Consider the following 15,662-nt stretch of genomic DNA (forward strand, 5'->3'; position numbering starts at 1 on the left):
TACTCCTTCCCTGGCCGTTTTCAGAAGAAACCGTTGCGTCGGCCGTCGCGACGGTCATCGTGGCGGGCGCTGCTGTCGCCCAGCGCCGAGCGCCGGACCTCCAGCTCAACCCCGTCCCCCTTGCGGCGAATGCGGACATCCTGCGGGGCGATGTTGTTGCGCTTCGCCCAGCGGTCTGCGTCGGCATCCGAGCCGAACTCGCCCATTTCCTCGAAATCCCAGTTGCTCATGTCTCCTGTCCCGGTTGATCGCCGTGCCGGCGCGCGGGGGCCGGTCCTGGCGGTGCGATGCGAAATCCCCGCGCGTGGATGAAGGACAGTGTCACTGGATCGAGGCCGGTTTGGCGGCGATGCGCCGGACCACGAGATTGCTGTCGGCCCCCAGACGAAGATCGAGCGTGTGCCCGACCCGTCGCGTGAACAGCATCACGCCGGCAACCTCGTCGTGCAGCGTGCCCTTGCCGAAGAAGGTCCGAGAATCTGCCCATTCGCGGCCGTGGATGAAGCGGACGCGATATTGGCCGAGCGGGGCTGGCACGGTGACACGCTCGAAGGCGCGGACATAGACCGACAGCCGGTTCTTCGCCGTCGCCGGATCGAGCAGCTGGACGATGCTATTGTCTGCCGCACCCTGAATGGTCAGGTGGCTTCTGACGGTTCGCAGGTCGACGCTGGAGGAGACGGCGACCGTTCCCGATTCCGGAAAACCGGTGTTCGTCCCCACGATTGACGCGAACAGGCTGGAGGTTGCGCGCTTGATCTGGCCCTGCCCGGCCCAGGCCGCAAGGACCAGTGCGATGGCAACACCGACGCCCAGCGCCTGCCAGTAAGGGGCCGGCGTGAAGCGCGGGCGGGGCCGCCATCGACCGCGCTGATAATCGTGGCCCCTGTTCCTGGCTTCGAACCACGACCCTTTCGATCCGCCAGATATCCAGCTCGCGCTCCCCAGCGGCACCGATTTCCTGAACCCGAAGCGGTTCAGCTCGACCCGTGCCTTGCGATCGTTCCATTGCGTCGCACCGGGATCGAGCCCCTGCCGCTTGCGGTAGCGATCGCGCATATAGTCGCGATCATCGATGCCCATCGACCACCTCCATCGACTGCGAGGGGAGAGCCAGGGGAAACACGTCCATTCTGGACAGCATCGCGTGATCGCGCAGCGAGGCCTCGACGGCGACAACCTCGCTCGAAGTCAGTCCAGGTTCGCGTCGTACGAACAGGATGGTCGACGCCGATCCTGCCAGCCAGCGCGCGATGGAGATCCTGGGCATCAGCCGGTCGTGGTCGGCGAAAGCGTGGGTCGCTCGTCGCACGCCGGCCAGCACGGTCATTCCCCAACGCAGGGCGTGACCGTTTCCAGAATCGTGTCCCGCCGCCTCTGCGACGGCTTCCGGCGGGAGATCCCGTATCAGATCGCGGACGGCCGAAAGGGTCGCACCAGGTTCATCGCCGGCATGCTGGATCGCGCGGAGCAGCACATAGCGCGAAGCGCAGGTGTAGCCCGAGCAAACGTCAGGATCGTCGGGAAGGAACGCTTCGATCGCGGACGAGCGTGCATAGTCGCTCGGATGGTCTGCGAAGAAGTCCCAGTTGCCGCGCGCGGGGTCGATCAGCTGGTCGCGGACCTGGTCGGCGAGTTCGGCGATCGCGTCGCCATCGCCGAATACCGCGAGCCGGCCCCCGTCACCGGCGCGGACCGCTTCAAGCGCCGCTTCCGTCAGATCCGCGGTTTCGGCGATCGTGAGGGTCGCGTGCGTCGGCTCGGGTTGGCGCCGGAAGCGAAAAGGGAAACTACCGTCCACCGGGCGTACCTTGGGTTGCGGGCGGAACGAAAATTCCACCATCGGTGTGAAGCGACGCGCTGACGATTCCGCATCCGACCGCCCAGGCGAAGGTGAAAGCCGCCACCGCGGCCGCCAGGAGTCCCGCCTGACGCAACCGGCGCGTCAGCGGGACGATCATGCGTGGTGCGGTTGACCGTGGCTCCACGGGCTTCCTGCGGGCCTGATGGCCATACTCGGCCGTTCCCTCGATCGCGTCGCAGGGCGGCGTGTCGAGCCGCGAGGTCCGACCGATGCGGGGAGGCCCGTGCATATAGTCGCGGTCGGCGAGGCTCATCGTGCTGGCTCGGACCGGACCCGGAGGGCACGCAGCGCGCGGGTGAGCGGCAGGAGTAAGACGTAGGTCAGGCCGAAAATCGCGGCCATCGCAAGCGTTTCGCCGCCCCAGTCGAGCGCATCGTCGCGCCGCGCGAGCTGGCTGCATTGCGTGAGCGTATGAGTGTCGAGGTCGCAGGCGTGCCAGTGCTTGGTGGCGATCACCTGGTCCCAGGTCGGTGGTGATGTGGTCATGCTCATAGCTCCAGTCCGATGTCCTTTTCGGGGTAGGGAAGTTCAGGCCCTTTGGGCTCGACCGGGACGCTGAACCGGGAGAGGTCGAGCGAGGGATCGGTACGGATGTCGATCTTGCCGCCGGTCGAGGGGCGGGCTGTATCTGCGCTCGGCTCGCCTCCGACTTTCTCCGGTCCGCGATCGAGGTCGGGCGGCAGCGAAGGGTTGAACGTCTCGCCCGCGCCGGCTTTCGTGGCTGCGCCGGCAGCGCCGCGATCGGGGTCGATCGACAGCGCGCCGGTGGTCTCGAGCGCCGAGGTCTTGTTGCCCTCGTTGCGCTCGATCGCGGCGGTCAGCTTCTCGCGGTCGTCGGTGAACAGCTGGATGTCGTCGCGGACGCGCGTGACGGTGACGTTGAACAGCCGCTGGTTGGAGAGGTTCGATTCCCTGTGGCTCATCACCGCGATCGCGGTGTCGGTGGTGATGCCCTGCGCCGCGTGCATGTTGAGCGCGTAGGCGAGGCTGATCCGCTCCATCATCGGATCGCCCGCCTTCAGCTCGTGGAGGGTGCCGTCGCTCGCCTCCACCTTGATCCCCGACGGGTCGGCCGAGACGACGCGGGCGATATCGTTGTTGTTGAGGCCGCGGTCCTTGTCGTTCTGGGTCCAGCGGATCTTGTCGCCCTCATGCAGCTTGATCTGCTCGCGCTGGGCGAGCTGCATCGCGTCGGTCTTGTCGACCGGCGATATCTTCTGCGGATCGAAGGTCCGTACCCGGTTGCCGATCTGGACCTGAACGCGCCCCTTCGCGTCGACGCCGAGCACGTCATAGGTGCCGGGGCTGAGGCCGAGCTCGCGCATGGCATGGCGCAGGTCGATCACCTGGCCGGGCTTATAGGTATGCGCGTAGCGGAGTTCCTCGCGCGTGACGTTGACCTTGTCGAGGACCGGGGTGACGACGCCGTCCCCTTTCAACGTGCCCTCCGCGGCGAGGCCGTCCTGGATGCGCACGTTGAGCTCTGCGCGCGCGACGCGGCCCGACGAGAACATCGCGGTGGTCTCGCGCTGTTCGGGGGTTAGGCCCAGCCAGTGTTCGGCCGCGGCCTTCACATGCTCGGGGTTGGCGGTGACCTTGTCGCCGAGCATCGCCATCGCCTCGCGCACCTCGCCGCGGTTGGTCAGCGCGGCGACGGTGCGCAGCTGCTCGGTGCGCTGGCGCAGATTCTCGTCCATCCGCGCCAGCGTGATCCCGCCGGCCTGCGCGAGCGCGAACGCCTTGCCGGCGTCGACCGCGGTGATCTGCTGGCGATCGCCGATCATCAGGAAGCGATCGACGCCGAGCGCATTGGCGATGCCGACCAGGTGCTTCATCTGCTCCGAGCCGACCATCGAGGCTTCGTCGAGGATGAGCGTGGTGCCGGCGAGCGCGTCTCGCGCGCCGTCATAGCCCGCGCCCTTCCCAGCGAGCGCGTGGCGGGCATAGCTGTGGACGAACGAGGACACGGTGCGGCTCTCGATGCCGGCTTCGGCGCCGAGACGATCGGCGGTCGCCTTCATGAGCGCGAGACCGACCACCTTGCCGCCTTCCTGCTCGACATTGCGCGCGACGCTCGCCAGCATGGTCGACTTGCCGGCGCCCGAGACGCCCTGGACCGCGACGATGCGATCGGCGGAAGTGAGCGCCATCGTCGCGGCCGCCATCTGCCCTGCATTGAGTTCCTTGTCGCCCGATGCGGCGTTGATCCGCTCGATAACGGTGTCGGCGGAGACGATCACCCGCCCCTCCCCCTTGCCGCGCTCGATCTCTGCAAGGATGCCGCGCTCCGTCGCGAGCGCCTCGGGCGTCGTGACATGGGTGACGACGCTGTCGATCCGGTCATCCTTGCCCGGAATCAGCTTCTCGTTGCGGATGAGCTCGGAGACGCGCGCGTCGACATGCGCGGCGGTGACACCCTTCAGCCCGAGGTCGAGCGCGGTCCTGGTGATGTCCGGCACCGCGAACGCGGCTTCGCGTTGGGCATGGATGCGGATCGCGGAGGCGACGGCGTGCTGGGCGCGCAGATCCACCGGCGCGATGCGCAGCCGGTCGAGGCCGCTGGCGACGAGCGGATCGGCGGGTCGGAATAACTCGCCCAGGCTTTCGCGGAGATTGGCCAGGACGTCACCGAGGCGCTCCATCGGTCGTGGCTGGGCATCGAGGCCGCTGGCGCCAGCACGCTCGCGCGCGGCATCGACCAGTGCCTTGCCGTCGAATCCGAGCGCGGCCGCCCGGTCACGCCATTCCTGGCGCAGGGCATCGCGATCCTCGACGTTCAGCTTGGCGTCGCGGGTATTGTTGGTCACCTTGCGCAACGCCTCGGCGGAGGTGACACCGAGCTCGCCGGCTTTCGCCAGGATATCGGCGCGCCGCTGGCTGAAGGTGTCGATCACCTCCTTAGGCACGCCGGCGATCTCGAACTGGCCGTGCTTGCCGGTGACGCTTGTTTCGTAGCCGATCTTTGCCAGCTCGGCGCGAAACTGGGCGTGATAGGCCGCGCCGATCGTGGTGTTGTTCTTCCAGAGCTGCTGGTTGTGGAGCGCCTGCCATGCCCCGTTCGCCATCTTGGTCATGTTGGCGATAAGGACGTGGATGTGGCCCTGCGGATCGAGAGCGCGGCTCGTGTCGTGCTGGAACAGCGCATAGACGAGGTTGCCGGTTCGCACCGCATCCCCTGACCTGGACTGATCGTAGGTGCGGCCTTCGGCGAAGGTCTTCTCGACCCATCCCATCGTCGCCTTTACGGCGTTCATATGCGCGGTGAGGACACGGGTGTCGCAAGCGACATAGGCCATTACGCTGGCGGACTTCGGCATCGAGAAGGTCAGGTCGACACCGAGCCTGCGACCCTCGACCTGCCCGACCTTTTCGCCATCGGGCATCTCGCCGTTGAGGATCTTCTCGAAGTCTTCCTTGGTCACCTCGCCCTTGAGGCCAAGGTCGGCCGCGCCCACCCCGCCCCAGGCGGTCGCCTCGGACGAATGCTCGGCGGTGTAGTAATCGTCCTTGGCGAAATACTGCGCCGCGCCGGAGGCGGACTTGACGGAAGCGACCGACAGCATCGGCTACATCCCCATGTCCATGTCGTCATCGATCTCCGGCGAATGATCCGGGCCGTGATGACGATGGTGGTGATCGGGGTCGCGCTGCGTCGCAAACCCATCGCGCAATTCGCGGGTCGCCTGGTCCTCGTGGCGATCGGCATCACCGCGATCGGACCGGCTTTCCGGGGCATGGCGTGACGCCTCGCCGCGCGTCGGATCCACCCCGCTCTGCGGACCCGCACGGTTCTCGATCGGGGACATGCCCATGCCGCCGAGTTGGGCATCCAGACTGGATGAACCTCCCGTCACAGGCTTGGAAGGTTCGCCCCCGACCCTCGTTGCGGCATCCGACGCGCGGACGGCATCGACGCCGGTCGGGCTGCTGGCGACGCCCTTGCCGGTTATCTGATCGATCACCACCGGCAGCGACCCGGTGACCTCCATCGCCGCAGCCGCCTTTTCAGCCTCGCTACGCGGCTTCTCGGGCTGCGAGGCGGTCAGGTCCGGCTCTTGCCTTTCCTTCGCCTCCACGCCCCCCACAGGCCGTGTGGGGGTATGCTCGCGGCCACCCTCACCCCCCTCATCCGCGCCATTGTTCCGGGTGTTCTGACGACGCCGGTCTTCCGGCGAGACGTATTCGGTAGGCTTGAAGTTCTTGCGGGGCACCGCCCCCGGCGCGACCTCGGCATAGGAGCGGTATTTGAGTTCGATCCGCGCAGCAGGAAATCCATCGGGAAACTTCACGAAGCCGTGGAGCGACGGCAGGTTGTTGATGTCGTCGGGGATGACCAGCGGCTCGATCGCCGTGCGAGGCGTGAGGGTCGAGGCGTCGCGGGTGTTGTTGTAGCCGTAGCTGTAGGCCTCATCCATCTGGCGGACCTCGCGGCTGCCGATGAACTCGGAGCACTTTTCGGCTGTGGTTCGATCGGCGGTGGCGAGGATCAGCTTGGTGCGCGCAAGTCCGGTGAGCGCGGTCGCGTTCTGCAAGCCATAGGTCGCGACCAGCTTGTCGAACGAGTGGATCCCAAGGACGAACGCACCGCCGAAGTTGCGGGCCGACTGGAGGCCATGCTCGATACCAGGAAGCGCGTGAAGCGCATGGACTTCGTCAAACAGATACCAGGTCCGCAGGTCACGGGTCTTGGGCAGGCGCATGAGGTTGTTGACGGCCAGATCGATCCACAGCGTGAACAGACCGCGGGTCATCTCGAGGTCGTTGTACGAGCCGGTGATGAACATGATCGAGCCGTCGCGATTGTCGGTCGCGATCCAGTCGCGGATCGAGAAGGCGGGCGGGCCGCCCGGGACAGGGTCCGGCATGAAGCGTAGCGCCTGTCCGTTGACGTTCAGAACCGAGCGGATCGATTCCGCCATGCGGGCGGCTTTCTCGGTCGTCAGCGGGGCGGCGATGGTGTCATCGAGCTTGGCGTTGATCGACTTCAGATCGGCCTGCATCAGGTGGTGCGCGATCGCGGCGTTGTTCGCCTCACCCATCTCTTGAAGCTTCAGGCACATCTCGATGAAGAGCATCCGCGCGGCGTTCTGCCAGAACGGTTCCTTGTCGTCGGGATGCGAGGGAATGAGGGCCGATGCGGCCGAAACGAAGTCGGCATAGTTGCGGCATTCGTCGAACAGCGTCCACGGCGCGCAACGCTCGTCCATAGGGTTGAGAATGACGTCGGTTTCTGGGTTGTAGAACGTCTCCACGAACACGCCGGTCAGGTCAAAGATGACCGCGCGGTGACCGCGCGCGCGAAGCTGCGAGACGTGGCTGCGCAGCTGGGTCGTCTTGCCGGTGCCGGTGGTGCCGATGAGCATGGTATGGCTCTGTTCGAGCCGCCACGGATAGGGGATGCCGGCGATCGTGTATGGAACGTGGATGCCCCGGTCGATCCGATCGAGGATCGGAGCCTTGGCGACGAGTTCGGGGACGTACGGCGGATCGTGTTCGGCGCACTCGGTGCGGAACTTGCGCCGGTTGTGGCCGCTGACAGTTTTGACGAGCACGTCACGCTCGACCAACAGGGCGCCGCGGTTGTGGCGTTCCTGGAGCATGTCGCTGCCGCGCTTGTTTGCCCACATGATGAACCACATGATGATCGGTGCTGCGATGAAGGCCGACATGACGAGTGTCGTCAGGAAGATCTTGACCGTCTTCGCCCAGGCATGAACGACATGGGGTTCGTAGGGGACGTAGCCGATCGGAACCTTGGTCACGATGCCGTTTCGCAAGGTCAGGTTGATGAGGTGGAATTTGTCCCCGCCGACCCACGTCCAGATGGCGGAATAGAGCTTCATCAGGTCGAGCTGGAACTCATGCTCGGCGAGGCCCAGCCAGACGAAGATATTGAACAGGACGATGAACGTCCCCAGCCATATCCAGATGGGCACCTGGAGGCCCGCCCAGGTCATCTTGTACTGACTGGCGAGAAGCTGCGAACCGCGGGTGAAATTGCCCGAGTTGCGGGTGATTCGCCCCCGCGCGGAATGGTGCTTTACGGTCGCCGCCTGACCGTTGAACCGGATGTCGCCGCTACGCATGGAACGTCGCCAGGCGCTCCTTCGCGGCTTCGCGAAGCTGGGGTACGACGTCGCCGTGATCGCGTGTGATAATCACGTCGATCGCCGCCTGCATGTACTCGAGAACGAGGACCGCACGGGTGATGTTGAAAGTATGCTCGGCCTCAGCGAAACGGATACCGAACATAAGCGCAGTGCGCGCGGCCTCAGACCGGGAGCACGACCGTTTCGCGGCTACACGATCAAGTGCCGCAATCTCTTCAGACGAAAGTCTGAAGGCTATCGTCGAGTTAGACATTCACCACCCACTTGAAAGTGGCTGGTGGGGTTTTCGGAGAGTGGAAAATACTACAGCCTGGTCCCGAGGTATAGAGTGAAAACGCATTCACTCTGCAAACAGGGATTTTCGCGCGTTCTCAAGCGCTTAGGGGAGAACCACCAAGGCGTTTGCAGGGGCAAACATGTTTGCCCCTGCAAACACCGGCAATTACAGACACTTAACCTGCGGCGTGCCGCGTACGGTGTGCAAATCCTTAGGGACTGTCGCGGTGGTGGTGGCATCATGGCTGGATGTCCGATCATTGGACTGGGTTCCGGGAGAGTAAGCGCCGCAGGCAGGCGACCACCGGACTGGACCGAAGGGTATTGGGCGGAGCAATCCCGCCCCACGACGGACCTGGCCGAAGGGCAGTGTCCGTCGCCTCATGCTGGTCCGGTAAAGCCGGACCAGCGAGCGATTATGAGTGTCGCTATTGTGCCGGTGGAGCGGTGCTGGCATCGTGGGAAATGGAGGCCGATCCACGATCAGAAAAGGCAGGTCATATGGCACGGAGTATCGAGCAGGAACGGGCACAGCTTGAGGCGGACGAACAGCGGCTCAACGAACGCCGCAAGCAACTGGCCGATCGTGAGCGTTCGGAGCTGCTGAAGGAGGTGGAACGGTCGGGGTTGATGAAGGCCGATCCTGCCCAGTTCAGCGCGATCATTGGAGCGATCAAGAAACTCGGGATCGCCGAGACCGTGAAGCGCCTGACCGCGTAAGCGGGTCAGCGCGAAAGCGGGCTCAAGCCCATCATGCAAATAGAAGGGGAGCTGCCGTTAGGCGCTCCCCTTTTCAATGCTTGGGCCGAGTTGGCGAAGCTTCGGTCCATTCAGGCATAAGAATGGGGAGCATCGAGGCGAAGCCCGATGCTCCCCGACGCGATGGCGACTGGAGGGAGGCTATCCCCAGACCATGCGTATCCCTTCACTGGTGTCGGCCTGAGCAGCGAGGGTGTCGAAGCGTTCGAGGTAACGACCATCGAGGCGACCAAGGTCGCGGCGAACATAGGGCTGGCCGAGTGTTTCGCGTAGTTGCCCGATGGGCATGCTGCCGCAATTATCGTCCGAAAGTCGTAGCGCGTCGAGGACGTGGAAGGCGTTGCCGTTCGCGAGATTGATCTCCGCTGCGCCGTCCGGGGTGCTGGCGACGCGCATCGTGATCGTGCGGGTCGCGTCATCGTGCCAGAAGCGCACGTTGAGGCCACGGAACTGGGCTTCCTCGACCACGGCGATGACACCCACATCGTGATCGAAGATCGCGCAGATCGACGCGAGCGACCAGGGGCAGACGCGAGCTTCGAACGAGCACGACACGAGCGGGTCATCATCCTCGTCTTCGAGCAGCTGGCCACGTTCGCGGGCGAAGGCGCGGAACGCGGCAAGCTGGCGGGCGGTGATGACGGCGGGCGCGGCGTCGGCTTTGCGATCGACGCTGAGGAAGAAGGTGATCGACATGGTCTGTCTCCCATTGGAACCATCATCTCCGGTTCCCCTCCCCCTTCCGATCCGTCAGGATCGGCATGGTCGATCATCCTGCCACGGGGTCGGTCCGCAGGACCGGGTGCCCGAGCGATGCGTAGCTGGTGCTCGCAATGCGCAGGCATTGCGGCACCGCGAGCGAGCCGGGCTTCGGTCGGACCGCGCCGGTCGATGCGTAGCGAGCGCGACACGCGGAGGCGTGGCCGCGATGCGAGCGAGACGGGCGCGGTCGATAAGCTAGCGCGATCGCCACCGCGATGCGTAGCGAACCGGCGATCCGAAGGGATCGCCGTGAAGCGAGCGAGCCGTGCCGGTCAGCTCCTGCGCGATGGCATCGGCACGGTGCGATGCGCAGCGGCAGCGCAGGCGATGCGACGGCATCGCCGCGCCCGCCAGCGAGCCGTGCCGATGCGGCAAGCGACATGCCGGGTGAGACGCGCCGGTCGATGCGTAGCGAGCGCGACATGCGCAGGCGTGGCCGCGATGCGAGCGAGACGGCGTGGCCGATCAATGGGTGCGATCGGCACGGCGCGATGCGCAGCGGCAGTGCAGGCGATGCGACGGCATCGCCGCGCCCGCCAGCGAGCCGTGCTGATGCCGCAAGCGTGACGCCGGTTGAACCGCGCCGGTCGATGCGTAGCGAGCGTGACACGCGCAGGCGTGGCCGCGATGCGAGCGAGACGGCGCGGTCGATAAGCCAACGCGATCGGCACGGCGATGCGTAGCGAACCGGCGATCCGAAGGGATCGCCGTGAAGCAAGCGAGGCGTGCCGATTGGTGTTCAACGACGATCGCCAGTCGTATCGGCCGAGGCGTAGCGCGCTGGTCATCGCATTCAGCGATGACCGCAAAGCGAGCGAGGCGATGCGACGGGTGTCGGTATCGACCCCGGCACCGGCGAGGCGTAGCTGGCAGTGGCAATGCGACGGCATTGCCCTGCCGCGAGCGAGCCGTGCCGAGCGGGCAACGTGGCGTGATCGACCGATAGGTCAGTCCCACGCGGCGCGATGGGGCTCGATGCCCCGGAGCGCCGCCCAGGGCGACGTAAAAAAGGGGAAGGACTCCGGTTGCCCGGAGCCCTTCCGTGGGTGCGTCAGGCGCGGCGGCTGCGCTGGCTCGGCTGCACCGGTGCCTGTCCGTCCTTGCGGAAGACGTGGAGCGGTACGCCGGCGGTACGCAACTTGCGAGCGAAGTCGATCTGGACGCCCGATCCTTCGCAGACGATCGCTTCGACGGGACGCAGCGAGGCGATGCGGTCGTTGCGGAGGAACCCGCCCCGGTTGCCGTGGCGCTTGTCGAGGAACATGCGCACCAGCTTGACCTCGCGCGAGGCCGCCCACGACGCTGCGATGGCGTCGGCACCCTTGTTCATGGCGGTGGTCATCAGGACCATCGACGGGATGCGACGCTTGATCTGGTCGAGGCGTTCGAAGAGCTGCTCGTGGTCGTGCCATTCCATGCCGCCCGAGAAGGCGACAATCGGGCCGCTCGGGTTGTGCTCGTCCCGACGCTTTGCCGCGCGTGCCGCCAGATAGTCGGCACCGTCGATCATCGAGGCGGTCAGCTTGGACGACACCCTGCTGCCGCGGACGGTCGAGAAGGGCCGTCCGGTCTCGACGCGATACACGTTCCCGGCGTGGTCCCGCATGCAGCGCATCGCCTCGGCGCAATTCTCGAGGGTCTGGCAGAGCAGCTGGGTCTCTTCGAGCTCCACCGCGTAGATCTCCGAGGGGTCGTAGCTGCGCACCAGGTCGCCAAGTTTCTTGGCGGCGTCATCCTCACGGCCCTCGATGCGCTTGGCCACCATGTGGAAGCTGTTGACGAAGCCCCATGCGAGGTCGGCGGCGAACTCCTCCATGCGAGTGTCGCGGAACACGTCGAACATCGTCGCCAGCATCTGCTCGACGGCGTGTGCGGCCTGCTCCGGGTCGGGCATGTCCAGCTTCTCGGCTTCGCTGACGATGGAAAGCTTCGCCATCTCGCTCGCCTCGATGAACGCCCCCTGATAGGTCTCGGTGGTGTGCTCGTCGGCGCGGCGCTCGTTGATCGCGCGGCCCATGTCGTTGAAGTTGCTGTACTTGGTCATGATAGCCTCCATGAGTTGAAAATCTCACCTTCTCTCGGTGAGGAATCTCATCCGGCATGCGGCGGTCAGGGCGGTCAGGGACGTTAACCGGGAAGCCGCGGCCCGCAGGGTCGCGGACCCCGGTTAACGCTCGCGCGCGGGGGAGCCGATTTTCTCGTGCCCTGGAGGCGGAGCGAAGCGGAGACGGAAGGGTGCGTGAAAATTGGGGGGACCGCGCGTCCTTGACGGCCCGCCAACCCCGCATGCCAGACTTCCTCATCACAGAGAGAGAAAATATTATGTTGTGGTGGGCACGCCGGGTCGGACCGAGCACGGGCGGCGGTGATGCGCCGGCACGGCGCAGCGCCGTAGAGGCAGCGCCAGTGAGCCCGAGAGGGCGAACCAGCTGCCGTCGCCCGCGCGCAGGACGCCCGGCGCCGGCATAGGGATCGTCACCCGCAGGGCGGAGACCCCGCCAGGGGGCTCCGTGAGGCCCGCCAGGGCCGAATAGAGCCCGGTCCCGCCCACAAGGCGGGACGCCCCGCCCTGCTCTCCTACGACGCTCTCGCAGCCATCACAGCAGGCACAGCAGCACAGCAGCACAGCAGGATCAGTCCCAATCATACTGACCGCCGTCATCCCCGATATCATAATCCGGCATTTCCTGGATTCCCGGATCATCCGGGTCGCGGTTGGCATCGGCGTCATCGCCGTGCGGGTCGGTGATTTCCGGCTCGACCGCGCTGTCATCGTCTAGCCAGCAGGAACGCGGACACTGGAGCAGCTGGTGACCACGATGGACGAAGGGCTGGCCGTTCATCAGGATGGGTCGCTCGGCGAGACGCCGGCAGGGTTCATTGCGACGGTTGCGGAAGCCGCACGGCACCGCCAGCGGGGCGAGCGCGACGGCATTGCCGTCGTGGTCGCCGCCGGCGGGTGCCGGCTCGTCGACCCGAGCGACCGGGTCCGGTGCCGCAGGTATCGGCTCGGGCGCGAACGGGTCGCCGTCGAACATGTCGCGCTGGACGGTCATGGTGCCGGACCTTTCAGGTGAGCGCGCGCTGGCGCAAGGCCGCGGTGCGAAGCACCGTGGGCGAGGCGTCCTGCGCGGGCGATGATGAAGCATGCGCGAAGGGCGACGCCCGCAGGCGCCGCCCGGTTCGCTGGCCGGTCAGTAGAACTCGGCGCGATCGGCGATGATCTCGCAGCCGTAGCGGTCGTTGCCGTCGCTGTCCTGCCAGCGGGTGTAGTGCAGGCGTCCCTCGATGGCGATGAGGTCGCCCTTCTTGCGGTTGCCGGCGATCGCCTTGGCGAGGCCGTTGAAGCAGGTGACCTTGTGGTATTCGGTCTCCTTGACGGTGAAGCCGTCGTCGCCTTTGTAGGTGTGGCCGTCCTTGTTGAGCTTCGGGCGATCGGTCGCCACGAAGATGGTCGCGACGCTGGTGGCGCGATTGACTTCGCGCAGTTCGGGGGTGCGGGTCAGGCGGCCGACGAGGTTCACGTTGTTCATGGCATTGCCTCCTTGGGTTGGTCGGCGGTCCGTCCGCCGGTGTCACCTGAAGGGCGTCGCGGTTCGGGGCGTCGCACCGGAGGGCGAGCTGGGCCGGCGCGCAGGCGGCGGGCCTGGTCGACCGGAGGGGAACCCCTTTTGCAGGGGTGGTGCGGGCAGCCGCGCGAAGCGCGGCAACACGGCCCTGCCAAAGGGGTTGCGAGGCCCCGGGGCGCGGCGCAGGTGACACGAAACGGCGGATGGGCCGTCGATCAGCCCAAGGTTCCCGCAGGCATTGCCATGGACAAACCTCGTGAACCGCTCATGTCGGTCGCCTGACCCGTACCCCCGAACGACCCGGCGCGAAGGCAGGCGTGCCGCCAGCGTCGCTCGCTGACCGACGTGGTGCCGCTCCGAAGCTCGACAAGGACGGCCGCGCCCGGGCGACGACGCACCGGCAAGGAGACCGGATGCCGCAAGGTCGCCCGACGGCCGACCCTCGCCAGGGCGATCGCCGGCAACCGCATCGGACCTGGGCGTCCTCATCGCCATCGGGGTTAAACGCCTGCCGATACCCGCTGGCAGGACAGCGACGGCTTTACGCGCCGCCCGGCTGCGAGATCATCGCCGATTGTGATGATCTATCCGTCCGGTCAGCGAATCGGGCGGCGTCTGCGGGCGTCGTCCTTCGGGTTGGCGAGGATCGATCGCCTACTCGGTTCGCCGGGTGGGGGTGATCCGATGCTCGACGATCAGCGCCGCGACACGTTGTACGATGCGGCTCGGCACCTCGGCGATGATGGTGCTACCGTCGTTACCGGCGCGAACGTCGGGTCCGACCCATGCGAAATCGTTCACGTCGTCCCACACGATGCGTGATCGGTCATCGAGGCCGAAGGCCTCAATGAATCGCGGCGGCAGAGGGACGGATGCAGCCGGTGAATAATCGCGCGTCGTCAGTGGCACCATCAGGACACGGAGCCTTCCGGCTGAGCGATAGCTGCCAACCACCATGCAGGGGCGGAGTTTCGAGCCGTCCTCGTCGCCCCGGTTATGTTCATGCCGCCAGAGGTAGAAATACCAGATCAGGTCACCGGCTTGCGGTTCAATCGACGTACTGATCGTTCTGGACGGACCCGGCGCTGGGCGTCGCGGTCCTGATGGCGTGGATGGCTTCATCGCTCAACTCCTGCGGCGAGAGCGCGAGGTGATCGAGGCGGGACAAGCGTTCGAACTCGGAGGCGGGTAGCATGACCACGCGGGCAGCGCCGTTGCGCTCGATCGCGATCGGATGCGTCATCGCCTCGTCGTAATAGAAGCCGAACCGCTTCGACACGTCGGTCGATCTGGCCTTTTCGATTGTAGGGGTCATGGTTTCCCTCATCTTTCGTTACGCGGCCGGGGATCGATTAAGCCCTGCGTCCGTCCAGGATGGGACCCTCATCTGGTCCTGCCAATGTTGTAACGGCCATCTTTCTGTTACATGGGAATCCGTATCTTCCGTAAAACGGAAGATAATCCGTACACCACGGACCGCGCGGCTGCAACAGGCACTAACGGCAACAGGGACCGCTTCGGCGATGAAGCGATCCCCGTCGAGGTGGCGATACGGGCGACGCGTCAGCGCCGCCCGATGCCGGTCAGACCCTCTCGTCGACCGGCGCGGTGCTGGCACCCAGCCCGTCTCCGGTGTCATCGCCTGCGCCCGAGGTCGCCACGTCACGGCCATCGGCGGTGAAAGGCAGCGCGGGTTCGCCATCGTCCGCCTTGACCCCGAGCGCGGCACCGACATCGCGGCGCTTCTGGGCGCGCTGCCACACGACGTTGTACGAGCCGTCGTCCTGGCGGAAGGCCGAGACCTGCAGCGGCGCGGCGAGCGACGGATCGTCGATGCGGCCGTTCAGGAACGCCTCGCCGGTGTTGTTCGAGGTGAGTTCGAAGAACGCCCCGACCTGCACCCACGTCCGGCCCGGGGTGAGCGCGTGGATCTCGTAGCGCGGCGCGCGCGGGTTGGACGACTGGACGGGCTTCAGTGCGATCGTCATCGCGACGGCGAGTGTGGAAATGCGGCCCATGAAAATGCCCGCGTCGTTCTGCTTGATCTGACCGATGTTCATCGTAACGTCTCCTGATGTCGTGCTGGACCCGATGTCCTCGACACCGATCTTCAATCCTCCTCCCCTCCCCGGCCCTTCGGCCGGGCAGGGCGCGATGAGCGCCCCTCACCGACCGCGTCTTCACGCGGACGGTGGATCGTGCGGGACGCGGACCGGGCCTGCCGATCATCGGCCGATCTTGTCGGTCAGGGCGGTGCCGATATCGGCGTGTGCCGCGGCGAGCGCGCCGATCGCGCGGCTGACGACGTCGGTCGCCTCGTCG

At 66.0% G+C, this 15,662-nt stretch carries 15 protein-coding genes; 1 reads left to right on the forward strand and 14 read right to left on the reverse strand.

Annotated features, from left to right (window positions below; translation table 11 throughout):
* Positions 1-20 precede the first annotated feature (20 nt).
* The 7 genes from AX702_RS24120 to AX702_RS24150 all read right to left on the reverse strand — a co-directional run bounded on the left by AX702_RS24120 (position 21) and on the right by AX702_RS24150 (position 8,116).
* A complete protein-coding gene (locus AX702_RS24120) occupies positions 21-230 on the reverse strand; it encodes a hypothetical protein (RefSeq protein WP_010409146.1) in 210 nt (69 codons plus the stop codon).
* Positions 231-321: 91 nt separating this feature from the next.
* Entirely contained in the window at positions 322-1,083 is a 762-nt protein-coding gene (locus AX702_RS24125; RefSeq protein ID WP_010409145.1) for a hypothetical protein, read from the reverse strand.
* Complete coding sequence (locus AX702_RS24130) at positions 1,070-1,801, reverse strand: hypothetical protein (protein ID WP_010409143.1); 732 nt, start codon at positions 1,799-1,801, stop codon at positions 1,070-1,072. Before AX702_RS24130 ends, AX702_RS24125 begins: the two co-directional genes overlap by 14 nt.
* Positions 1,802-2,113: 312 nt before the next feature.
* Entirely contained in the window at positions 2,114-2,350 is a 237-nt protein-coding gene (locus AX702_RS24135) for a hypothetical protein (RefSeq protein WP_033967468.1), read from the reverse strand.
* Positions 2,351-2,352: 2 nt separating this feature from the next.
* Positions 2,353-5,427 (reverse strand): MobF family relaxase, encoded by a 3,075-nt coding sequence (mobF, locus tag AX702_RS24140; RefSeq protein WP_010409137.1) that lies wholly within the window; start codon positions 5,425-5,427, stop codon positions 2,353-2,355.
* A 3-nt stretch (positions 5,428-5,430) separates the two neighbouring features.
* The gene (locus AX702_RS24145) at positions 5,431-7,950 is read right to left on the reverse strand and encodes a type IV secretion system DNA-binding domain-containing protein (protein ID WP_066486215.1); all 2,520 of its coding nucleotides are present in this window, start codon (positions 7,948-7,950) and stop codon (positions 5,431-5,433) included.
* Complete coding sequence (locus AX702_RS24150) at positions 7,943-8,116, reverse strand: hypothetical protein (protein ID WP_154651477.1); 174 nt, start codon at positions 8,114-8,116, stop codon at positions 7,943-7,945. Before AX702_RS24150 ends, AX702_RS24145 begins: the two co-directional genes overlap by 8 nt.
* Before the next feature lie 635 nt (positions 8,117-8,751).
* On the opposite strand from AX702_RS24150, the gene AX702_RS24155 reads away from it, so the two are divergent.
* A complete protein-coding gene (locus AX702_RS24155; RefSeq protein ID WP_010409132.1) occupies positions 8,752-8,970 on the forward strand; it encodes a hypothetical protein in 219 nt (72 codons plus the stop codon).
* 180 nt (positions 8,971-9,150) lie between these two features.
* On the opposite strand, the gene AX702_RS24160 is transcribed toward AX702_RS24155, so the two are convergent.
* The 7 genes from AX702_RS24160 to AX702_RS24190 all read right to left on the reverse strand — a co-directional run bounded on the left by AX702_RS24160 (position 9,151) and on the right by AX702_RS24190 (position 15,400).
* Positions 9,151-9,705 (reverse strand): hypothetical protein, encoded by a 555-nt coding sequence (locus AX702_RS24160; RefSeq protein WP_010409130.1) that lies wholly within the window; start codon positions 9,703-9,705, stop codon positions 9,151-9,153.
* Between the two features lie 1,117 nt (positions 9,706-10,822).
* Positions 10,823-11,815, reverse strand: coding sequence for an SLOG family protein (locus AX702_RS24165; protein WP_037494485.1), 993 nt, complete (start codon positions 11,813-11,815; stop codon positions 10,823-10,825).
* A 589-nt stretch (positions 11,816-12,404) separates the two neighbouring features.
* The gene (locus AX702_RS24170; protein ID WP_010409122.1) at positions 12,405-12,827 is read right to left on the reverse strand and encodes a hypothetical protein; all 423 of its coding nucleotides are present in this window, start codon (positions 12,825-12,827) and stop codon (positions 12,405-12,407) included.
* Between the two features lie 138 nt (positions 12,828-12,965).
* On the reverse strand, positions 12,966-13,304 hold the full coding sequence (locus tag AX702_RS24175; protein ID WP_010409121.1) for a single-stranded DNA-binding protein: 339 nt from the start codon (positions 13,302-13,304) through the stop codon (positions 12,966-12,968).
* Between the two features lie 690 nt (positions 13,305-13,994).
* Entirely contained in the window at positions 13,995-14,252 is a 258-nt protein-coding gene (locus AX702_RS24180; RefSeq protein ID WP_010409119.1) for a hypothetical protein, read from the reverse strand.
* A 136-nt stretch (positions 14,253-14,388) separates the two neighbouring features.
* The gene (locus tag AX702_RS24185; protein WP_010409116.1) at positions 14,389-14,655 is read right to left on the reverse strand and encodes a type II toxin-antitoxin system Phd/YefM family antitoxin; all 267 of its coding nucleotides are present in this window, start codon (positions 14,653-14,655) and stop codon (positions 14,389-14,391) included.
* A gap of 268 nt (positions 14,656-14,923) precedes the next feature.
* Complete coding sequence (locus tag AX702_RS24190) at positions 14,924-15,400, reverse strand: DUF736 domain-containing protein (protein WP_024310589.1); 477 nt, start codon at positions 15,398-15,400, stop codon at positions 14,924-14,926.
* Positions 15,401-15,662: the final 262 nt, after the last annotated feature.

The sequence above is a fragment of the Sphingomonas sp. CCH5-D11 genome, from assembly GCF_001557395.1.
In the GTDB taxonomy this organism is placed as follows: Bacteria; Pseudomonadota; Alphaproteobacteria; order Sphingomonadales; family Sphingomonadaceae; genus Sphingomonas.